Consider the following 15836-nt stretch of genomic DNA (forward strand, 5'->3'; position numbering starts at 1 on the left):
ACAGGTGACATTATGACAACACACAGATTAGATAATAGCCGCGTTATTCGCGCCCCGCACGGTGATAAAATCGCCGCTAAAAGCTGGCAAACTGAAGCTGCTAAACGCATGCTAATGAATAACCTCGACCCAGAGGTTGCCGAGCACCCTGAAGCACTGGTTGTGTACGGCGGGATAGGCCGCGCAGCTCGTGACTGGCCTTGTTTTGATGAGATCATTCGCACCCTAGACCGCCTTGAGGACGACCAAACCTTATTGGTGCAATCAGGAAAGCCTGTTGGCGTTTTTACAACCCACAGCAATGCTCCCCGAGTGCTCATCGCGAATTCAAATTTGGTGCCTCATTGGGCTAATTGGGAGCACTTTAACGAGCTCGATAAACAAGGTCTGATGATGTACGGACAAATGACTGCTGGCTCATGGATTTATATTGGCTCTCAGGGCATAGTGCAAGGAACCTATGAAACCTTTGTGGCAATGGCCAAACAGCATTTTGAAGGTCAAGCAAAGGGCCGTTGGATCCTCACCGGCGGCCTAGGAGGCATGGGCGGAGCCCAGCCGTTAGCAGCAACCATGGCAGGCTTTAGTGCCTTAGTCGTTGAGTGTGACCCAAGCCGAATTGAGTTTCGTCTAAAAACCCGCTACCTGGATAAACAAGCCAGTAGCTTAGACGAAGCCTTAGCAATGATTAACAGCGCCTGCGCTCAAGGTGAAGCAATCTCAGTGGGGTTATTAGGTAACGCCGCCGATGTTTACAGCGAGCTGGTTGAGCGTCAAGTTACACCCGATGTGGTCACCGACCAAACCTCCGCTCATGATCCATTAAATGGCTATTTGCCACAGGGATGGACTCTGGAGCAAGCTCATGAGCTGCGCCAGCAAGACCCAGAGCGGGTGGTACGCGAAGCGAAGCAATCCATGGCGGTGCAGGTACGTGCCATGCTGGCTATGCAACACGCAGGCGCCGCTGCCACAGATTATGGCAACAATATTCGCCAAATGGCACAAGATATGGGCGTCAATAACGCCTTCGATTTCCCTGGTTTTGTGCCTGCTTATATTCGCCCTCTCTTTTGCCAAGGTATTGGTCCCTTCCGCTGGGTGGCTTTATCGGGCGATCCAGAAGACATTTATAAAACCGATGCCAAGGTGAAAGAACTTATTGCCGATGACCCGCATCTGCATAATTGGCTTGATATGGCTCGAGAGCGCATTCAATTCCAAGGTCTGCCGGCTCGTATTTGTTGGGTAGGGCTCAAAGATCGCGCCCGCTTAGCGCAAGCCTTTAACACCATGGTTAAAAACGGTGAACTAAAAGCCCCGGTTGTCATTGGCCGCGATCACCTTGATTCTGGCTCAGTTGCAAGCCCTAACCGAGAAACAGAAGCAATGCGCGATGGCTCAGATGCGGTATCGGATTGGCCGTTATTAAACGCGTTACTGAACACCGCTGGCGGCGCCACTTGGGTGTCACTACACCATGGTGGTGGCGTAGGCATGGGCTTTAGCCAACATGCTGGGGTAGTCATTGTTGCCGATGGCAGCGATGAAGCACACGACAAACTGGGGAAAGTGCTGTGGAACGACCCCGCTACCGGAGTGATGCGCCATGCTGATGCCGGCTACGATATCGCCATAGACTGCGCTACCGAGCAAGGCTTAGATTTACCTATGGTCAATAAGGAGCAACGCCATGATTAATGTTCACCTGCACCCTGGTCAGCTCGATTTAGCCACTTTGCGCCAAGCGCAGCAACAACCTATCAATATCACCTTAGACGAGAGTGCTTTGAGCGCTATCGCCGCAAGCGCCGCCTGCGTGCAACAAGTGATTAAGGATAAGCGAACCGTTTATGGTATTAATACTGGCTTTGGCTTACTTGCGAACACCAAAATTGCTGAGCCGGAATTAGAGCTGCTGCAGCGCTCTATTGTGCTCTCACATGCCGCCGGTATTGGTGAGTTGATGCAAGATAGTACAGTTCGCTTAATGATGTTGTTGAAAATCAACTCGTTATCACGCGGTTTTTCCGGGGTGCGGCAATGTGTTATCGATCTCTTAATTGCCCAAGTTAATGCTGGTATTTACCCGTGCATTCCCATTAAGGGCTCAGTGGGCGCATCCGGAGACTTAGCGCCCTTAGCACATATGTGCCTACCGCTATTAGGAGAAGGAGAAGTGCGCTATCAAGGTGATATCTTGCCAGCAGCGCAAGCCTTCGCCAAAGCTAACCTAACCCCCATCACCCTTGCCGCGAAAGAAGGCTTGGCACTACTCAACGGCACCCAAGCGTCGACGGCATTAGCCTTAGAGGGACTATTTCAGGGCGAAGATTTATGGGCACAAAGTGCGGTTATCGGCGCCATGAGCATTGAGGCGGCAATGGGCTCACGGGCACCTTTTGACGAGCGTATTCACCTCGCCCGAGGCCAACAAGGGCAAATCGACAGCGCCCAAGTTTTTCGGCAACTGCTAGATAAAGAATCAGCCATTAGCCGCGCTCATATCGACTGTGAAAAAGTGCAAGACCCTTACTGCTTACGCTGCCAGCCACAAGTACTAGGGGCCTGCTTAACGCAAATTCGCCAAGCCAGTGAAGTCATTCTAGTCGAGGCCAATGGCGTCACCGATAACCCGCTGGTCTTTGCTGAGCAAGGTGAAATCATTTCCGGGGGCAACTTTCATGCCGAGCCCATTGCCATGGCAGCGGACAATCTCGCCTTAGCGATCAGCGAAATCAGCGCGCTGTCTGAGCGCCGCATCGCCCTACTTATAGATTCGAACTTATCTAAACTACCGCCATTTTTGGTGGAAAACGGCGGCGTAAATTCGGGTTTTATGATAGCCCAAGTCACCGCAGCAGCTTTGGCCTCGGAGAATAAATCCTTAGCTCACCCAGCATCGGTCGATAGCCTACCCACCTCGGCCAACCAAGAAGATCATGTGTCGATGGCCACCTTTGCTGCGCGACGACTGCAAGATATGGCGGAGAATTCTCGCGGTGTACTCGCAGTAGAGTATTTAGCTAGTGCGCAAGGGCTTGATTTTCGCGCTCCGCTAAAAGCGGCCGCCAGTGTTGAGCAAGCCAAGGCCACTTTGCGAGAGCACGTCGCTTACTATGACAAGGACCGGTATTTCGCCCCCGATATTGAGCGCGCTAATCAATTGCTCAAAGAGCGCGCACTATGTGCTCTGATTGACGGGGTGTTGCCGTCGGCTTAAATGGGTTGCTGATAACTAAACCCTAGTTGTTCGATGGCGCTTCCATCGATACGCCGTTTAATGGGCCTCTGATTGGTAAAGGTCGGAGGCTCATTGCCCAAACGCTGACAGTGATCACGGTAATATTGCTGTTTCGTAGGGTGCTGAGGATGAACCAAATTGTAAACGCTTTGCGTTTGCTCATAGTGCGACAGTAGCTGCAAAATGCCGTCAATCACATCGTCACGGTGCACCATGTTCACCACGTCATCGCCATGTGATGATAGCGCTTTACCACTAACAAAACGCCCCGGTTCCCGCTTCGGGCCTATAAGACCTCCTAGACGCAGTGCCCGCCCCCCCTGTTGTAACACGCGCTGTTCGGCAGCAAACAAACGCTGCTGACGTTCACTGCCTAGCGTCAATTCACTGCTTTCTTTGTAGTCGCCACTCTGTTGAGGGTAGATACCCGAGCTTGAGCACAATACGAACCCTCGGCCATGCAATGTTTGATAGAGCGCCAGCGCCGCCTCGAGGCTTTGTAGGTAGTTGCTATTGGGGTTTCGACTCCCCGGAGTCATTGCACATAGCCAAAACGCATCGGTTAAATCGAGGTCATGCTCAAGTTCACCACGCTCGTTAATAACAAATTGACGTTCGTGACTTTGCTCTCCACGACGACGGTGCGTTGCTTGTACCTGCCACCCTGACGATAAACAGCGCTGTGCCAGCGCTTCACCAAGCCAACCGGCTCCAATAATCACGATTTTTTTTGTCATATTTTCTCCCAAATTAACTCAGCGCCATCTACACTTTGCACAGTACAACACCAAGGAATTCAACTTGCTATGTTTTTAGTTCGTTTAGTTTACGCTTCCCGTGTCAGTGATTCTCTCAGCACTGACGATGTGGCACAAATTTTAGAGCACTCGCGCAGCAACAACCGAAGTAACGATATATCAGGATTACTCTGTTTCAACCATGAATACTTTTTACAGTGTTTAGAAGGCTCAAGAGCCAGAGTGAATGCTTTGTACCAGCGCATACTAAGCGATGCACGGCATCAAGATATACTGCTGCTGAGCTATGGTGAGATCACTGAACGTAATTTTGGCCGTTGGAGTATGGGTTATATCCCCGCTTCAAGCATTATTCGCGAAACCACCATGCGCTTTAGCGGCAAAAGTGAGTTTAATCCGTATGAAATGACCGGCGATAGTGCCCATGCTCTACTGGTTGAACTGGCACGCAATACCCCGACTTTGGAATAGTTCACGCTCAATTGCTGTAGATCAAAGCACCGCTGTGCACGTTAAGTAAACTAGCCGCACTTCCACCTATGTGAGAGAGCGTCGTGATAGCACAAGTACAATGGCACAATGAGCTAATAAACAAATACAACGTTTCTGGCCCGAGATATACCTCTTATCCTACGGCTTTACAATTAACTGATGGGGCTGATGGCAATACGCTAATAAACGCACTAAATCAGTGTCAGGGCGATGAATTATCGTTGTATATTCATATCCCCTTCTGTCACCAACTTTGCTATTACTGCGGCTGCAATAAAATTGTCACCCGCCACCAACATAAAGCGGATTTATACCTGGATTATCTAGGCCAGGAAATGGCGCTATTAAGTGAGCATAGCCGCCACTTAAAAGTTAAACAGCTGCACTTGGGCGGCGGCACGCCAACTTTTTTAGATAGCGCACAGATGCACCGCTTAATGGCACTCATTAATGAACACTTTAATATTGCCAGCGACAGTGAACGCAGCATTGAAGTTGATCCCCGCGCTTTACCGCTAGAGCGCATTGATGAGCTTAAGGCGCTCGGTTTTAATCGTATTTCTTTTGGTGTTCAAGACTTCAATGATGAGGTACAAAACGCCGTTAATCGACCACAGTGCGCACAGGATGTAGAACAACTGGTTCGTCGCGCGCAAGCGGTAGGCTTTACCTCGGTCAATGTTGATATGATCTACGGATTACCGAAACAATCAACGGCTTCCTTTGCGCGCTCCATTGCCAGACTGATTGATATTGGCCCGGATCGCGTCTCGGTATTTAATTATGCCCATCTGCCAGAGCGTTTTGCCGCGCAGCGCAAAATTAAAGACGCCGATTTGCCCAGCGCCCAAGCCAAGCTGACGATGTTTAAAGAAACCCTCTCCGCCATGCTCGCGGCTGGATACCAATTCATTGGTATGGACCACTTTGCCAAGCCGGATGATGAACTGGCTGTCGCTCAGCGCCAAGGTCATCTGCACCGGAACTTTCAAGGATACACTCTCGGCGGCGACCTTCCCCTACTGGGTTTAGGCGTGTCCGCCATTTCGCAACTGGGCAATCACATTATTCAAAACCACAAAGAGTTGAAGCTGTATTACCAAGCGTTAGAACATCATACTCTGAGTGCTTGTAAAGCACTGACACTCAACGATGAAGACCAGATTCGCGCGGCGATAATAAAGCAGCTTATTTGCCACTTTGAGCTAGATATGGACGCATTCTCAAATCAATACGATATAAACTTTAAAGCGCATTTTGCCAACGAGCTAGCGCAGTTACAGGGGTTTATTAATGATGACATGCTTAGCGTTAGTGAGCAGCATATTCGCGTAACTGCAAAAGGCATTCTCTTCATTCGCATTATCTGTATGTGTTTTGATCAATACTTACAACAAAAACTCAACCAACAACGCTTTTCGCGAGTAATCTAGAAGTGATAAAAAAGCCGCTGTACAGCGGCTTTTCTTACATAAACACATGCTTACTGTTGGGGTCAGCTGTAAATTCAGTGAGGATTTTTTCTGCATCCTCAAGAATATCCGCTTCCAACTCTTTTTCTTTACGCCAACGCGCACTGTCTTGCTTGAAGATTTCCTTCTTCGAATATTTTTTACGTGCCTCATGAGTAGGTAAGTCCTTGACCGCATCGTACATGGCATAGACACCCGGATAGTGCGCCTGCAAGTCGCGCTCTTGATCGAAGCTGTACTGGCTCATAAGCACCCACACTCGTAAACACCCTTCCGAGTATTCACATTGACCTTCTTTCATCGCTTTCGCGAGCAGGTGGATACTATCACTCAATTTTGCATTACGGGCTAAGCGCTTTTCGGCGAGCTCTGCTCGTTTAGCTGCAATCGCCTGATTTTGCTCCTTCACTTGCCAAATCAAACGCCCTGCGTAAAAAGCCAACCCAGCAATGATCAGCGCCCCAATTACGATGGCAATGATCCACATGGAATTCATTTTTTATCCTCTTCGTCTAACCACTCATCCGCCAAAGAATCATTCATATAACTATCAAGCAGATCTTCGTCATCCGCATAGTCTTCATCATCAATGCCCAATATCTCGCATAGTTGCTCATGACGTGCGACTTTGGCATTGAAATATTTTGCATCTTTGCCTGTTAAAACTTCGCCCTGATCGTGACGCTCAATAAGCGCTAGCAGGCGCTCATCCGCTTCAATCTGTGCCAACTCTTGTTGCGGACTCAGTTCTGGCTCATGCGCTTGGCGCAGAGTCGCTTGTGGTTGAAGATTGCGCCGAGGTTTAGACTCAGGCTTGCTCTGTTTAGGTGCCTGTGGTGTTAAGCTCACAGGCTTTTTGCTGCCCACCCGCTTATCTGTTTTGCCGCTCTCACTGCTCTCGCTACCCTCAACTTTTAAAAGTTGTGAATTACGGTTACCGGGCTCGGCACCTTTTTTCTTTTTCTTGCTGCGCTGCTCTTTCATCGCTCGCAGCTCTCTGAGCTTATCTTTACTTAAACGCGCAGTGCCGTTGTTGATGACCTTGCGGGACTTTTTCTTTCTCGTCATAGTTAATCTCTATCGCGCGGCCGTGTTAAGAAGATCACATCAGCCGCAATAAATTCCACATTAAATCCAAACTGCTCGGCGATATAAGCAAAGGTAGCTTTGCTATAAAAGGCAATGTGTGTTGGATCATTTTTATAGTGCCAGGTGGCAAAACGCTCAGCATTGATAACTAACTTGGTCATCAAAGCTAAAGTGCCCCCTGGGCGTAATAATTCGTACCATTGTCCAAGGACAATATGAGGCTCGGCCAAATGCTCTATTACTTCGGTGCTGCATATAAAGTCATAACGATCATTAAGTACACATTGATCAGGGTAGTAATAGAGATCATACAATGCCACTGTATGTTCTTGCTCTTGCAACATAGCAGCGAGTAAGGGCGCTGGCCCACAGCCAAAATCTAAGCCTTTACTTCGAGCAACTAAACGCTGCTGCAACGGATTAAAGACCCTGCTTAGGAAACGACGGTACCCTGGGTCATCAAGGTCATTCTCATGATGATCATAGATGGCCTTCTCTTGTGCTGCCGTTACGTATTGACACGCCGCCACAAACACCAATGCACAACGCTGGCATTGCCAGTAGTCGCGTACTTTGTCGCGGTAGTAGTGATTTGGGTTTGAGCTTTGACACAGCGGGCAGGTATTCGCTTTCATAGCGACTATTGTAACAGGACAAATAAAAAGGCGGTAGAGCTAACCTCTACCGCCTCGCAACTCGAGCGCCAAAATGAATTTGGACACTTCTCCCTTCGACTTGATTTTAAGTCTTATTTTATTATTTTTGTTATCACTTTCCGTATTGTTTTTATTATCTTCCGTGTGGTGTTTTATTTTTCTCGGTCTTCCTAACTCTTTGTTATTCTTCCTTGGTTGTGCATCTTTCGATGCTCCCCTAGCGCACAAACTTGCCGCGATTCCGTTACGAATTTCCCTGTTGTTATTGTTTGTTGCGACAGCAACTAATTTACTGATTCATAACTTAGTTACAACTGGTTTAACTATTTTTTGTAGTTTTGTTGCCGTACCAAAATAGGTAATTTTTTTAATTTCATTAAGTTAAGGTTTATTTAGTGATTTAAAATGAGCAATAGATTACATTCACATATGGTCAATGTCTCACAAGCAGGTGGAGATATCGTCAACTTAATTAACATGCACAAAAAAAGCAGCTAATGCTGCTTTCTTAGTCACTTTTCAAAACCCCATCCATTTGGACGAGGCTGAATATTAGTGCAGACCACCTAGGTACTTTGATAAGACCTCGATATCTTCATCGGTCAATTTCTTAGCGATGTCACGCATCATGCCATTGTGGTCATTTGCACGTGCACCATCACGGAATTTCTCTAGCTGCGCCTTAAGGTATTCCGCATGCTGGAACGAGATTTTTGGGAATCCAGCTAAAGATGTACCGTTACCACGAGGACCATGGCACGCAGCACAAGCAGGAATCCCACGTTCAGCGTCACCTGCTTTGTAAAGCATTTCGCCCTGCTCGACAACATCTTCAGGGGTTGTGCCCTCAGACATATTGAGCGAGGCAAAATAAGCAGACAAGTCTTTCATATCTTGATCGCTCAAAGGCATTGCCATGCCACCCATGACTGGATCCGCGCGACCTTCTTCGCCCCCAGAGGTCATGCCTAATTTAAATTCTTTAAGCTGCTTATATAGATATTCAGCGTGCTGACCTGCGATCTTAGGGTACATGGTGACAGGCGCGTTACCATCAGCGCCATGACACGCAGCACATGTCGCCGATTTGTCTTTACCTGCGCTGGCGTCGCCATCAAATGCTGCTGCGTTGTTTGCACTCAACACACCAACTAACATAGTTAAGGATAGTGCTAATTTCTTCATGGTAAATTCTCTGTTTCGGACCCTGTATTCGTTTACAATCTTTTCGATGCAATGGCTCTATTCTACACGATAAAAATTTCTCTGGCACGTTTTCTGCCCACATTAAGCTTATAAAATGCGGGGTTTTAAGGAAAATTTGTCTCAGCGCATAGTTTTGCCGAGCTTTCCTGACCCATTGCTTGCACCTTTAGCTTAGCCGCTTTCTGATATAAACTAGCGGTTAATCTAATTTTGGTGCCTCACTGAGGAGTTCATGTGGCCAAATCCCGCGTTGATTATACGCAAGCTAAGTTTATAACAAGTGCCCCGGATATCAGTAAATTACCGGAGGATACAGGTATTGAGATCGCGTTTGCAGGGCGCTCCAATGCCGGGAAATCCAGTTCACTAAATACGCTGACCGAACAAAAACTCGCTCGTACTAGTAAAACGCCTGGACGCACACAATTGATCAATACTTTTGCGTTACAAGAGGATCAGCGGCTAATTGACTTACCTGGATATGGTTTTGCCAAAGTGCCAATGGAGATGAAACTAAAATGGCAACGCTCTTTAGGTGAGTATTTACAAAAGCGCGAGAGTCTAAAAGGCTTAGTAGTGTTGATGGACATACGTCATCCCCTAAAAGATCTCGACCGTCAACTTATCGAGTGGGCCAGCTCCAGCGACATTCCTGTGTTGGCGCTACTGACTAAGGCTGATAAGTTCAAGCAAGGCAAACGTAAGTCTGAGGTGCTAAAGGTGCGCCGCGAGCTTGCTGAGGTAGCAGACAACATCACTGTACACGCATTCTCGTCGCTTAAAGGTACCGGCTTGAATGAGTTAAGAAAGCAGCTAGATGAGTGGTTTTTAGGGCCTGTTGTCACTCAGCCGCCGAGTGAAAACGACTCTCCTGCCGAATAGATTATAAACTCCTCACCCTGGGGCTGAGCGAGCTGCTCGGCCCACGCATAATACACCGTACGCGCTAATTTCGCTTGCACCCCATAAGGCAGCTGCAGATAAGGCAGCTTCTGCCCTTGCGGATCGGCATGTATAAGCAGCGGATGCTGTGCGCCGAGCACAAATTCACGGCCAATATTATCGATACAAATAACCGCTGGATGCGCTGCGTTTTGCGCTGTAGCTAGACGCCAGTCAACAACTAATAGCGGCGCATCGTCCACCCTGATAGCCATCTGTTCAACAGGGGTTTTTAGATAGTACTGCCCTTGCTCACGCCACAACACCGAAGCAAACAACTTAACTAAACGAGCACGTTTAATTTCGGTGCCGTGATGGAACCAACGACCATCTGCAGTAATATGAATGTCGATGGTGCCGCATTGCTGCGGCGACCATTGATCTAAAGGCGCAATTTGCCCCTCAAGTTGCTGCGACAGAGCCGCTAGCGCTTGCTCATTACTGCTCATTTAAGGTCAGTACAAAAGAGACAGGAACGGCGCGAGTTATAGAGTCTAACCCGGCTAATGACTTCAACTTGTCGATCCCCGATTGCAACGCAAAGTCAGCAGGACTTACTAATACTGGCATCATAGAACTAACCACCAGGTCACCGGCACGACTTGCCACCACGCTCACAGCTATTTGCTGAGCTTTAGTTTTACCGTGTAACGCGAGCTGTGCTTGAACATTTCCTTGAGCCACGCCGGTATCTTTCGCTTGTGCGATTAATTCACTGACATTCGCAGTAACTTCCATCGCGGGAAACTCGACGGTGTTAAAAAGAAATTTCTGCATGCGCTCGTTGCGAATCGGGATCTGCGTCTCAACACTGTTGAGATCGATCGCTAGCTTAAACATGCCGCTCTCATCAACGCTGCCTGAAACGTCTTTGAAGAAGTGGTTCTCCGCAATAGCGTTATTCTTTACTGAGACAAAATTTACGCGGCTGTGATTATTATCTACCTGCCACGCAGCTAATGCACTGGTACTGCCAACAAGCAGCGCTCCACACATTAAAGAACGAACAAAACTATTAAACATTACGCTTTCCTTCGATAAGAATGATTATCACCATGCTAGCAATAAAGTATCTACAGGTGAACTAACTACTCAGGGATACTTAAAAAAATGAGTAAGGGATCAGCCAGCAAAATGCTAGGAAAGAGAATAAAAAACATAACAGAGAAGGAGTAGAAAAAGCCGGCCTACCAAAACGGTAAGCCGGTATAGCAATCTGGGGAGAAGCTATCAATACGCTGTACCATCGCAAAGCGAGTGGCACATCATCAACAGGATGTCCTACAGGATGAGGACGCGCGGACTGTAGCAAATCAATATCGAGAAATAAACGCAAAGCGCGCGCAACAGCGCTTATTTAATCCTATATAAACCAAATAAAACTATTTCTTATACTCTTTTACAGGGTTTTAACTAAGTGCAGCTTGAGCACAAAGTACTCAAGCTGCTTGATGCTAGTGTGCCTGCTGCCAATTATCTCCGCTATCCGCCTCGGCGATTAACGGCACATCTAAACTAGCGGCTTTGGCCATAAGATTGCAGATTTCTTTGGTGTAGGCATCAACATGTTGCTCAGCAATTTCAAACACCAACTCATCGTGTACCTGCATCAATAGTTTGACCGTGCCTTGTGGTTGTTGTTGCACCCATTGGTGTACGGTGATCATCGCTTTTTTGATAATATCCGCAGCAGTTCCCTGCATCGGTGCATTAATTGCGGCCCGCTCTGCGGCCTTACGCCGTGCTCCATTGCGAGCATTGATCTCCGGTAAATGTAAACGGCGACCAAATAGCGTTTCGACATAGCCTTTATCTGCGGCTCCTTCGCGAGTGCGTTCCATATATTCTAAAACGCCAGGGAAGCGTTCAAAGTATTTATCCATATAATGCTGGGCCTCATGGCGCGGAATATCGAGCTGCCGCGAGAGGCCAAATGCCGACATACCATAAATCAAACCAAAGTTAACGGCTTTGGCTTTACGGCGCATATCATTAGTCACTTCCTCCAATGGCACAGAGAAAACCTCGCTGGCAGTGGCACTGTGCACATCTAAGCCGTCAGCGAAGGCGCTGAGCAGGCCCTTATCCTGTGAAAGATGGGCCATGATGCGCAGCTCTATCTGACTGTAATCGGCAGCGACAATTTTATAGCCAGAGGCGGCAACAAAGGCCTCACGGATGCGGCGACCTTCTTCTGAACGAATGGGAATATTCTGCAGGTTAGGATCGGTCGAGCTTAAACGTCCGGTGGCGGTCACCGCTTGATGATAAGAGGTGTGCACACGTTGAGTTTTCTCGTTCACCATCAGCGGTAGCTTGTCGGTGTAAGTTGACTTCAGTTTAGCCAGCCCTCGGTGCTCAATAATGACTTTAGGCAGCGGATAATCATGCGCCAACTCTTGCAAGACTTCTTCTGCGGTTGAAGGAGCTCCCTTAGGAGTCTTTTTGATCACCGGCAGTTCTAGCTTCTCAAACAAAATCGCCTGTAGCTGTTTTGGCGAGCCTAGATTAAACTCCTCGCCAGCTATGTCGAAGGCTTCTTTTTCCAACTCCTGCAAACGCTCACCAAGGCGCTGCGAGTGCTTTGCTAGCATCGTTGAATCAATGGCAACGCCAGTGCGTTCAATATCAGAGAGCACATTAACTAAAGGCAGTTCTATATCGCTAAACACGGTTTTTAAACTGCTATCCGCCTCAACTTTTGGCCACAAATGCTGGTGCAAACGCAGGGTAATATCAGCATCTTCGGCAGCATAAGGAGCGGCCTTTTCTAACTCAATCTGATTGAAGGTCAGCTGCTTTTTACCCTTGCCGGCAATATCCTCAAAGCTAATGGTTTTATGGCCCAAGTATTTCAGCGCGAGGGAATCCATGTCATGGCGAGTACCAACGCTATTAAAGACATAAGACTCGAGCATGGTATCGAAGGCAATACCATTAAACTCGATACCAGCATTGGCTAGTACACTTTTATCGTATTTAAGGTTTTGTCCTACTTTCGCCTTGTTAGCGTCGGCCAAAATCGGTCCAATTTTTGCCAATACAAGGTCAAGAGGCAGTTGCTCCGGTGCTCCAGGATAGTCATGGGTAAGCGGCAAATAAGCGGCTTCTCCAACCGTCACAGCAAAGCTCATACCGACTAGCTGCGCTTCCATGTAGTTCACGCTTGTGGTTTCGGTATCAAAGGCAATGAGCTCAGCTTGATTAAGCTTATCCACCCAAGTATCCAGCTGCTGCTCGGTTAAAATGGTTTCGTAATGAGCATCACGGGTTGGCACTTCTTGAGTATCGGTGGGGGCATCAAGATGGGTGTCGGTGTTGCTGCCTTTATCCAGCACTTCAGCCAACCAACGACGGAATTCACACTCACCATATAGCTCAATCAGGGCATCGGTATCAGGTTGCTGCAGTTTTAGCTGCTCCAAATCGCTGTCGAGTTCAACATCAAGCTTGATCGTTGCTAATTCATAGCTCAGTGGCAGGTGCTCCACGGCATTGCGCAATTTGTCGCCTATTTTGCCCTTTACCTCATCGGCATGGGCAATCACTTCATCGAGAGAGCCGTACTTCTCGAGCCACTTAACTGCGGTTTTAGGACCACATCCCTCTACACCTGGGATATTGTCGACTTTATCACCCATCAAGGCTAAATAATCGATGATACGATCGGGCCCCACGCCGAACTTTTCTTTTACACTATCGGGATCGGAAATACTGCCCGTCATGGTATTAATCAAGGTCACGTGTTCGTTGACCAACTGCGCCATATCTTTATCGCCTGTGGATATCAAAACGTGACGCTGCTGCTCACTGGCAATACGTGCATAGGTGCCAATCACATCATCCGCTTCCACACCTTCAATACTAATCAAAGGAAAACCCATCGCACGAATAATATTATGCAACGGCTCTATCTGAGTACGTAAGTCATCCGGCATGGGTGGGCGATTAGCCTTGTACTCAGTGTACATATCGTTGCGAAAGGTTTTCCCTTTGGCATCAAAAATCACCACCATGTGCGTAGGGTCATACTGCTTGACCAGGCTTTTCAGCATGTTGACTACGCCATAAATAGCCCCCGTAGCTTCCCCTTTAGAATTAGTTAGGTGTGGTGGCGCATGATATGCACGGAATAAATAAGAGGAACCATCAACGAGGATAAGCGGATTTTCTGCGATCTGCGCCATTTTTCAACACTCAAACATGTCAGTTTTTTAATAACGCAAGGATGCCATAAGGCGCTTAAGAAAACGAGTTGCAATTGCTGTTAAGCGCTGTAAATAGAGTAAAAGTAATGAACTAAAAACCTGTGGATAACTTTGTAGATAAAAATCATGACTTACCCTCCAGGTCCATTTTTCGAATCCAGATAGGTTTGTAACTCATTGTTTTAGTTAGAAAAAGAAAAGACTGCGTAATTCGGTTTTCTTTTTTATTTTATTTATCCGATGTGGAAAGTGGCTTTCTAAGGGGCGCTAAGAATGCGTGTACAACGTCCTTTTCGATAACCAGCTACGCATTCTAGCATAAAGGATCAAAGATCCTAGTGATCCTTTATAACTTTTTTCTCTTAGTGGCATGAGAGCTGAGCATAAATCAGCGTTGACGGGAGCTACCTAGGATCGTTACCTTACTAGGGCAGAGAATATTATCTTTCATCTGATCAAGGAGCAAAACAATGGCGAATGTGGCGATAATTTTAAGTGGCTGTGGGGTCTTTGATGGCGCCGAAATTCATGAATCAGTACTGACTTTACTTTATCTTGAGCAAGCGGGCGCGCAGTATCAATGTTTTGCCCCCAATATAGACCAGCACCATGTGATTAATCACTTAACTGGGGAAGAGCAGCAGCAAACACGCAATGTATTGGAAGAAGCGGCGCGTATTGCCCGAGGGGAGATTCTTGATCTCAAAGAGCTTAATGTTAGCGACTACGACGCCCTTATTTTGCCCGGAGGCTTTGGCGCCGCAAAAAATTTATGCGACTTCGCTCTAAAAGGTGCCGATAGCTCATTAAATTCAGAGGTAGAGCGGGTCTGTAAAAGCTTTGCCGAACAAGGCAAGCCAGCGGCTTATTTGTGTATCGCGCCAGCAATGATTGCGCACATCTACCCACAAGGCACAAAAGCGACCATAGGTAACGACAACGATACTGCCTCAGCGATGAATGCACTTGGCGCCGAGCATGTGGACTGTGCCGTTGATGACATCGTCGCTGATGAAAAAGCGAAGGTTGTTTCCACGCCTGCCTACATGCTTGCGGGCTCCGTCAAAGAAGCAGCCAGCGGTATCGAAAAAGCCGTGAATAAGCTGTTGAGCTGGGTTTAACGCGATGTGCAACGGCGACAATATTTTGCGCTAGCGCATAAAATGGCTACTTTTTAACGCATTAATGAAATCTAGGCATTTTATAAATCGCTCGCTGCGGTTATAATTTGCCGATATTTCGTCACCAGGTCGTATAGACCGTTAGCACCCGAATGAGCAAAGAAACATGAAGAAACTATCAGCTGCACTGTTACTGTTATCCACTGCTGTTTACGCGCAACCTTACGACAACTCACTCACCGAGGAAGCTATCAAAAAGCGCCTGCAACCTGTTGGTGATGTTTACCTTGCCGGTGAAACTGCTGCTGCCGATGCGGCGCCAAGCGGCCCTCGCAGTGGTGAACAAGTATATCAAGCGGCCTGTTTCGCATGTCATGGTTCAGGTGCACTCGGCGCTCCAAAAACAGCAGCTGACTGGGAACCTCGCCTAGCAAAAGGCATGGATACATTGCTTGATCACGCGATTAATGGTTTCAATGCAATGCCTCCGCGCGGTACTTGTATGGATTGTTCGGATGAGGAAATCCAAGCTGCTATCGACTTTATGGTTAAGCAGTAACAACGACTTGTTAAAAGTTAAAAAAGGGAGGCAATGGCCTCCCTTTTTCGTTCCTAGTATAGAGGTCGATACTCCTTGACCTGAACCAA

The 15836-nt window shown here is 47.7% G+C and carries 15 protein-coding genes; 7 read left to right on the forward strand and 8 right to left on the reverse strand.

All coding sequences use genetic code 11. The annotated features are described in order from the left end of the window. Positions 1-12: 12 nt before the first annotated feature. Positions 13-1701: a urocanate hydratase gene (gene hutU / locus MHM95_RS10130; protein ID WP_239385198.1), complete on the forward strand. Its 1689-nt coding sequence runs from the start codon at positions 13-15 to the stop codon at positions 1699-1701. Then, a complete protein-coding gene (gene hutH / locus MHM95_RS10135) occupies positions 1694-3223 on the forward strand; it encodes a histidine ammonia-lyase (RefSeq protein ID WP_239385199.1) in 1530 nt (509 codons plus the stop codon). The genes hutU and hutH overlap by 8 nt, the downstream gene beginning before the upstream one ends. Here hutH and MHM95_RS10140 read toward each other — a convergent pair. Continuing rightward, positions 3220-3981, reverse strand: coding sequence for an NADP-binding protein (locus MHM95_RS10140; protein ID WP_239385200.1), 762 nt, complete (start codon positions 3979-3981; stop codon positions 3220-3222). The genes hutH and MHM95_RS10140 overlap by 4 nt on opposite strands. Positions 3982-4050: 69 nt before the next feature. On the opposite strand from MHM95_RS10140, the gene MHM95_RS10145 reads away from it, so the two are divergent. After that, positions 4051-4473 (forward strand): BLUF domain-containing protein, encoded by a 423-nt coding sequence (locus MHM95_RS10145; protein WP_239385201.1) that lies wholly within the window; start codon positions 4051-4053, stop codon positions 4471-4473. Positions 4474-4556: 83 nt separating this feature from the next. Beyond that, positions 4557-5927, forward strand: coding sequence for an oxygen-independent coproporphyrinogen III oxidase (hemN, locus tag MHM95_RS10150; protein WP_239385202.1), 1371 nt, complete (start codon positions 4557-4559; stop codon positions 5925-5927). 34 nt (positions 5928-5961) lie between these two features. Here the strand turns inward: hemN and MHM95_RS10155 are convergent, their stop codons facing one another. The 4 genes from MHM95_RS10155 to MHM95_RS10170 all read right to left on the reverse strand — a co-directional run bounded on the left by MHM95_RS10155 (position 5962) and on the right by MHM95_RS10170 (position 8896). Continuing rightward, a complete protein-coding gene (locus MHM95_RS10155) occupies positions 5962-6462 on the reverse strand; it encodes a DUF2489 domain-containing protein (protein WP_138588641.1) in 501 nt (166 codons plus the stop codon). Beyond that, complete coding sequence (yihI, locus tag MHM95_RS10160) at positions 6459-7034, reverse strand: Der GTPase-activating protein YihI (RefSeq protein WP_239385203.1); 576 nt, start codon at positions 7032-7034, stop codon at positions 6459-6461. The genes MHM95_RS10155 and yihI overlap by 4 nt, the downstream gene beginning before the upstream one ends. Before the next feature lie 2 nt (positions 7035-7036). After that, the gene (locus tag MHM95_RS10165; RefSeq protein WP_239385204.1) at positions 7037-7690 is read right to left on the reverse strand and encodes a class I SAM-dependent methyltransferase; all 654 of its coding nucleotides are present in this window, start codon (positions 7688-7690) and stop codon (positions 7037-7039) included. 573 nt (positions 7691-8263) lie between these two features. Then, positions 8264-8896 (reverse strand): c-type cytochrome, encoded by a 633-nt coding sequence (locus tag MHM95_RS10170; RefSeq protein WP_022946632.1) that lies wholly within the window; start codon positions 8894-8896, stop codon positions 8264-8266. Positions 8897-9151: 255 nt separating this feature from the next. On the opposite strand from MHM95_RS10170, the gene yihA reads away from it, so the two are divergent. Then, the gene (gene yihA, locus MHM95_RS10175) at positions 9152-9799 is read left to right on the forward strand and encodes a ribosome biogenesis GTP-binding protein YihA/YsxC (RefSeq protein WP_022946631.1); all 648 of its coding nucleotides are present in this window, start codon (positions 9152-9154) and stop codon (positions 9797-9799) included. On the opposite strand, the gene MHM95_RS10180 is transcribed toward yihA, so the two are convergent. The 3 genes from MHM95_RS10180 to polA all read right to left on the reverse strand — a co-directional run bounded on the left by MHM95_RS10180 (position 9763) and on the right by polA (position 14046). Continuing rightward, the gene (locus tag MHM95_RS10180) at positions 9763-10308 is read right to left on the reverse strand and encodes a DUF1285 domain-containing protein (RefSeq protein ID WP_239385205.1); all 546 of its coding nucleotides are present in this window, start codon (positions 10306-10308) and stop codon (positions 9763-9765) included. The genes yihA and MHM95_RS10180 overlap by 37 nt on opposite strands. Next, positions 10298-10882, reverse strand: a complete 585-nt coding sequence (locus tag MHM95_RS10185) for a YceI family protein (protein WP_239385206.1) — start codon at positions 10880-10882, stop codon at positions 10298-10300. The genes MHM95_RS10180 and MHM95_RS10185 overlap by 11 nt, the downstream gene beginning before the upstream one ends. Before the next feature lie 431 nt (positions 10883-11313). Then, positions 11314-14046: a DNA polymerase I gene (polA, locus tag MHM95_RS10190; RefSeq protein ID WP_239385207.1), complete on the reverse strand. Its 2733-nt coding sequence runs from the start codon at positions 14044-14046 to the stop codon at positions 11314-11316. Between the two features lie 491 nt (positions 14047-14537). On the opposite strand from polA, the gene elbB reads away from it, so the two are divergent. Beyond that, positions 14538-15188 carry an isoprenoid biosynthesis glyoxalase ElbB gene (gene elbB, locus MHM95_RS10195; RefSeq protein ID WP_022946627.1) on the forward strand — a complete coding sequence of 217 codons (651 nt, stop codon included), beginning with the start codon at positions 14538-14540 and terminating at the stop codon, positions 15186-15188. A gap of 166 nt (positions 15189-15354) precedes the next feature. Next, the gene (locus MHM95_RS10200) at positions 15355-15747 is read left to right on the forward strand and encodes a cytochrome c5 family protein (protein ID WP_022946626.1); all 393 of its coding nucleotides are present in this window, start codon (positions 15355-15357) and stop codon (positions 15745-15747) included. The last annotated feature ends 89 nt before the right edge of the window (positions 15748-15836 follow it).

This window comes from Pseudoalteromonas sp. CnMc7-15 (genome assembly GCF_022347925.1).
Lineage (GTDB): Bacteria > Pseudomonadota > Gammaproteobacteria > Enterobacterales > Alteromonadaceae > Pseudoalteromonas > Pseudoalteromonas ruthenica.